The sequence below is a fragment of the Mycobacterium sp. NPDC003449 genome (genome assembly GCF_053588415.1).
Genome location: NZ_JBSFPX010000325.1, coordinates 1 through 4,384, shown reverse-complemented (window position 1 = coordinate 4,384; position 4,384 = coordinate 1). Strand labels below are relative to the sequence as shown.

Genomic DNA, 4,384 nt, shown 5'->3' with positions numbered 1-4,384 from the left:
GCGCGATCCTCGGCAACGACGACGCCGTGCTGGTGGTCAACCGGCTCGACACCGCGATCCCGGTCATCGACGAGGTGTCGCGGATCGACGCGGTTCCGCTGGGCATGCTCGCGGCGGTGGAGGTGGCGGGCCCAGGCCAGTCGATTCGCACCCTGTCCAATGCCTACGGCCTGGCGACGATCTTCGACCTCGACGCGGCCGCCACCCGCGTCGTCTCACCCGTGGCCCGCGCGCTGACCGGGAACCGCTCGGCGGTCGTGGTCCGGACGCCCACCGGCGATGTCGCCGACCGCACGATCCCGGCGGGTTCCCTCGAACTGTCCGGTCAGCGCAGGAACGCATCGGTCGACGTGTCGCGCGGTGCGGTCGAGATCATGGATGTGGTCGAGCGGGTCAGCCCGTTGACCGATGTGGTCGGCGAGGCGGGTACCAACACCGGCGGGATGATCGCCAATGTGCGGCAGAGCATGGCCGACCTGTCGCAGCATGCGGTGGCCGATGTGCGCATCCAGGATCTGCTCGCGGTGGACACCTTTGTGCCGCAGGAGGTTCGGGGCGGTGTCGCCGGTGAGGTGGCTCTGGAGAACGCGGTAGCCCTCGCGGCCATGGTGCGCACCGCGCAGAGCGGTATGCGGGCGGTGGCCGATGAGGTGCGGGCCCGGCTGCGGGCCGCGGGTGCCGGGCGGGCCGACGTCGCGGTCGGCGGAGTGGAGGCCGAGATGGCGGTGCTCGGCGCGCTCACCACACCGGGGACCGACAAACCGCTCGTGGTGCTCGACCTGGGTGGCGGCTCCACCGATGCGGCACTGATCGAGACCGACGGCGATATCGAGGCGGTGCACCTGGCCGGTGCGGGCGACCTGGTCACCCGGCTCATCGACGCCGAACTCGGGCTCGACAACCTGGAACTGGCCGAGGAGATCAAACGTTTCCCGCTGGGCAAAGCCGAGAGCTTCTTTCACGTCATGCTGGAGAGCGGCACCGTGCAGTTCTTCGAAAAACCCTTACCGCCTTCGGCATTCGCACGGGTGGTGACGCTGGCCGAGTCCGGTATGAATCCGGTACCGACCCGGCATTCGATCGACCGGATCAAGGTCGTGCGGCGAGCGGCCAAGGAGCGGGTCTTCGTCGTCAACGCGTTGCGGGCGTTGCGCGCGATCGCCCCCGGCGGTGACCTGCGCCAGATCGACTTCGTGGTGCTGCTCGGCGGATGTGCGCTCGATTTCGAGATTCCCGAACTGATCGCCGACGCCCTCGCGCCGTACGGAATCGTCTGCGGCACCGGGAATGTGCGCGGCAGCGAGGGTCCGCGGAACGCGGTGGCCTCCGGACTTGTGGCATCCCACGCGCAGCGGGCGGGGGCTCCCGTTGGTACGTGACGGCGGGCAGTCGGGCCGGCCGGTGATCGTGGTGCTCAGCGCCGCGAGCGGGGAGGTCGAGCGCGAGTTACTGGCCGGTATCGAGGAGGAGGGCGTGCCGTACTCCGTCGCGCCCGCAGGTCCCGGGGCAGATACGGCCGAGCTGGCGCGCCGGGCGGCCATGGCGTCGCCACTTCGGGTCGGGGTCGCCATCGGACCCGGCGGCGACATCTGTGTGCAGCACGCACAACTGTCAGATCCCTTGCCGGAGATGAGTTCTGGTGTGCGGCCGGATGCCGCGACCGCGCGCATGCTCGGCCACAACGCGGCTCGCATCGTGGTGGGTCTTCCGCTGAAACCGGATAACTGATTACGCCGATCCGGCCGTTGGGGTGGACATGACGGCCGGCGGGGGCGATACTCGTCTATCAAAGGTTGAGTTTCATACCTTTAAGCTCGTCGGGGAGCGATGGCCGGCATCCGGTCGGCGGCAGTCAACTGCAGAAGCATTGCGAATGAGGGAGTTTGACATGGCGGGTGTCGAAGAACATCTGGAGAGCGCGGACTATCTGCAGAAGCGCCAGCTGCGCTCGGGCAGTGCGGGCTGGGTCCTGCTGGCCGGCCTCGGCGTCAGCTATGTGGTCTCCGGCGACTATTCGGGCTGGAACTTCGGGTTGGCGCAGGGCGGTTTCGGTGGGCTGGCGATCGCCGCGGTGATCATCGCGGGGATGTATCTGGCCCTGGTGCTGGGTATGGCCGAACTGTCCTCGGCGCTGCCGGCGGCGGGTGGCGGCTACACCTTCGCCCGCCGCGCCCTCGGCCCATGGGGCGGATTCGCCACCGGCACCGCGATCCTGATCGAGTACGCGATCGCGCCCGCGGCCATCGCGACGTTCATCGGTGCCTATGTGGAATCGCTCGGCCTGTTCGGCATCACCAGCGGCTGGTGGGTCTACCTCGCGGCGTACGCGGTGTTCATCGGCATTCACCTGGCCGGGGTCGGTGAGGCACTCAAGGTGATGTTCGTGATCACCGCGATCGCCCTGGTCGGGCTGCTGGTGTTCGCCGTCGCCGCACTCGGCCAGTTCGACTTGGCCAACCTGACCAACATCGCGGTGGACCAGGGCGCCACCGGCGCCTCCAGCTTCCTGCCGCACGGTTACCTGGGCATCTGGGCGGCGATCCCGTTCGCCATCTGGTTCTTCCTCGCGATCGAGGGGGTTCCGCTGGCCGCCGAGGAGACCGCCAACCCCGAGCGCAACGTGCCGCGCGGCATCATCGCCGCGATGGGCGTCCTGCTGGTCACCTGTGTCACCGCGCTGTTCCTCACCACCGGCGCCGGGGGCGCCGAGGAGATGTCGGGTTCGGGTAACCCGCTGGTCGAGGCGCTCGGCGACGGCACCGCCGCCAAGCTGGTCAACTACATCGGCCTGGCCGGCCTGATCGCCAGCTTCTTCTCGATCATCTACGCCTACTCGCGCCAGCTGTTCGCGCTGTCGCGGGCCGGCTACCTGCCGACCGTGCTGTCGGTGACCAACACCCGCAAGGCACCCACCCTGGCGTTGGTGATCCCCGGCATCATCGGGTTCCTGCTGTCGCTGACCGGTCAGGGCGATCTGCTGCTCAACATGGCGGTGTTCGGGGCCGCGCTGAGCTATGTGCTGATGATGGTCAGCCATATCGTGCTGCGGCGCCGGGAACCGGATATGCCGCGGCCCTACCGCACCCCGGGCGGTGCGGTGACCACCGGGTTCGCCCTCGTCATCGCCGTCCTCGCGGTCATCGCGACGTTCCTGGTCGACCATGTCGCTGCGCTGTGCTGCCTCGGGGTGTTCGCGGCGTTCATGCTGTACTTCGCGGTCTACAGCCGCCACCGCCTGGTGGCGAACTCGCCCGACGAGGAGTTCGCCATGCTCGCCGCGGCCGAGGACGAACTGAGGTGAGGTACCGCCAGCAGGTGTCCGGGGTGAACTACACCTTCGACGGTCTGGTCGAGGTGCTGGCCAAGGCCACCCCGCTGCGCTCGGGCGACCAGCTCGCCGGGTGCGCCGCCGAGCACGATGGTGAACGGGCCGCGGCCGCATGGGTTCTCGCCGATCTCCCGTTGGACACCTTCCTCAACGAAGTGGTGGTCGACTACGACACCGACGAGGTCACCCGGCTGATCCTGGACAGCCATGACCGGCGGGCCTTCTCGGCGGTGTCGCAGCTGACCGTCGGCGGATTCCGGGACTGGCTGCTGGAAACCGCGGCGCACGATGACAGCGCCGAGCGGCTGGCCGCCGTCGCGCCGGGCCTGACCCCGGAGATGGTGGCGGCGGTCAGCAAGATCATGCGCAACCAGGATCTGATCGCGGTGTCGGCGGCCATGCGGGTCACCTCGGCGTTGCGCACCACCATCGGTGCGCCCGGCACACTGGCGACCCGGCTGCAGCCCAACCATCCGACCGACGATCCGCGCGGCATCGCCGCCGCGGTGCTCGACGGGCTGCTGCTGGGCTGCGGAGACGCCGTCATCGGCATCAACCCGGCCACCGATTCGCCACAGGCCACCGCGGACCTACTCGGGCTGCTGGACTCGATCCGCACCCGCTTCGACATCCCGGTCCAGTCCTGCGTGCTGTCGCACGTCACCACGACGATCGGGCTGATCGAGGCGGGCGCCCCCGTCGACCTGGTGTTCCAGTCGATCGCCGGGACCGAGGGGGCCAACACGGCGTTCGGCGTGAATCTCGCGCTGCTGCGGGAAGCCAATGCGGCCGCCCGCTCGCTGGGTCGCGGCACGGTCGGAGACAACGTCATGTACCTGGAGACCGGGCAGGGCTCGGCGCTGAGCTCGGGCGCCCACCTCGGTGTCGGGGGCAGGCCGGTGGACCAGCTGACCCTGGAGGCGAGGGCCTATGCGGTGGCCCGTGATCTGCAGCCGCTTCTGGTCAACACGGTGGTCGGGTTCATCGGCCCGGAATACCTCTACGACGGCCGCCAGATCATCCGGGCCGGGCTGGAGGACCACTTCTGCGGCAAGC

At 69.0% G+C, this 4,384-nt stretch carries 4 protein-coding genes; all 4 read left to right on the top strand.

What is annotated here, in order from left to right; genetic code table 11:
- Positions 1 to 1,379: diol dehydratase reactivase subunit alpha (locus ACWDTP_RS37695; protein ID WP_450028313.1), on the top strand; the 1,379-nt coding region annotated here is incomplete at its 5' end.
- On the top strand, positions 1,333 to 1,728 hold the full coding sequence (locus ACWDTP_RS37690; protein ID WP_450028312.1) for a glycerol dehydratase reactivase beta/small subunit family protein: 396 nt from the start codon (positions 1,333 to 1,335) through the stop codon (positions 1,726 to 1,728). The genes ACWDTP_RS37695 and ACWDTP_RS37690, both read left to right, overlap by 47 nt.
- A gap of 160 nt (positions 1,729 to 1,888) precedes the next feature.
- On the top strand, positions 1,889 to 3,301 hold the full coding sequence (gene eat / locus ACWDTP_RS37685; RefSeq protein WP_450028311.1) for an ethanolamine permease: 1,413 nt from the start codon (positions 1,889 to 1,891) through the stop codon (positions 3,299 to 3,301).
- A partial coding sequence (eutB, locus tag ACWDTP_RS37680; protein ID WP_450028310.1) for an ethanolamine ammonia-lyase subunit EutB occupies positions 3,298 to 4,384 on the top strand: 1,087 nt, incomplete at its 3' end. The genes eat and eutB, both read left to right, overlap by 4 nt.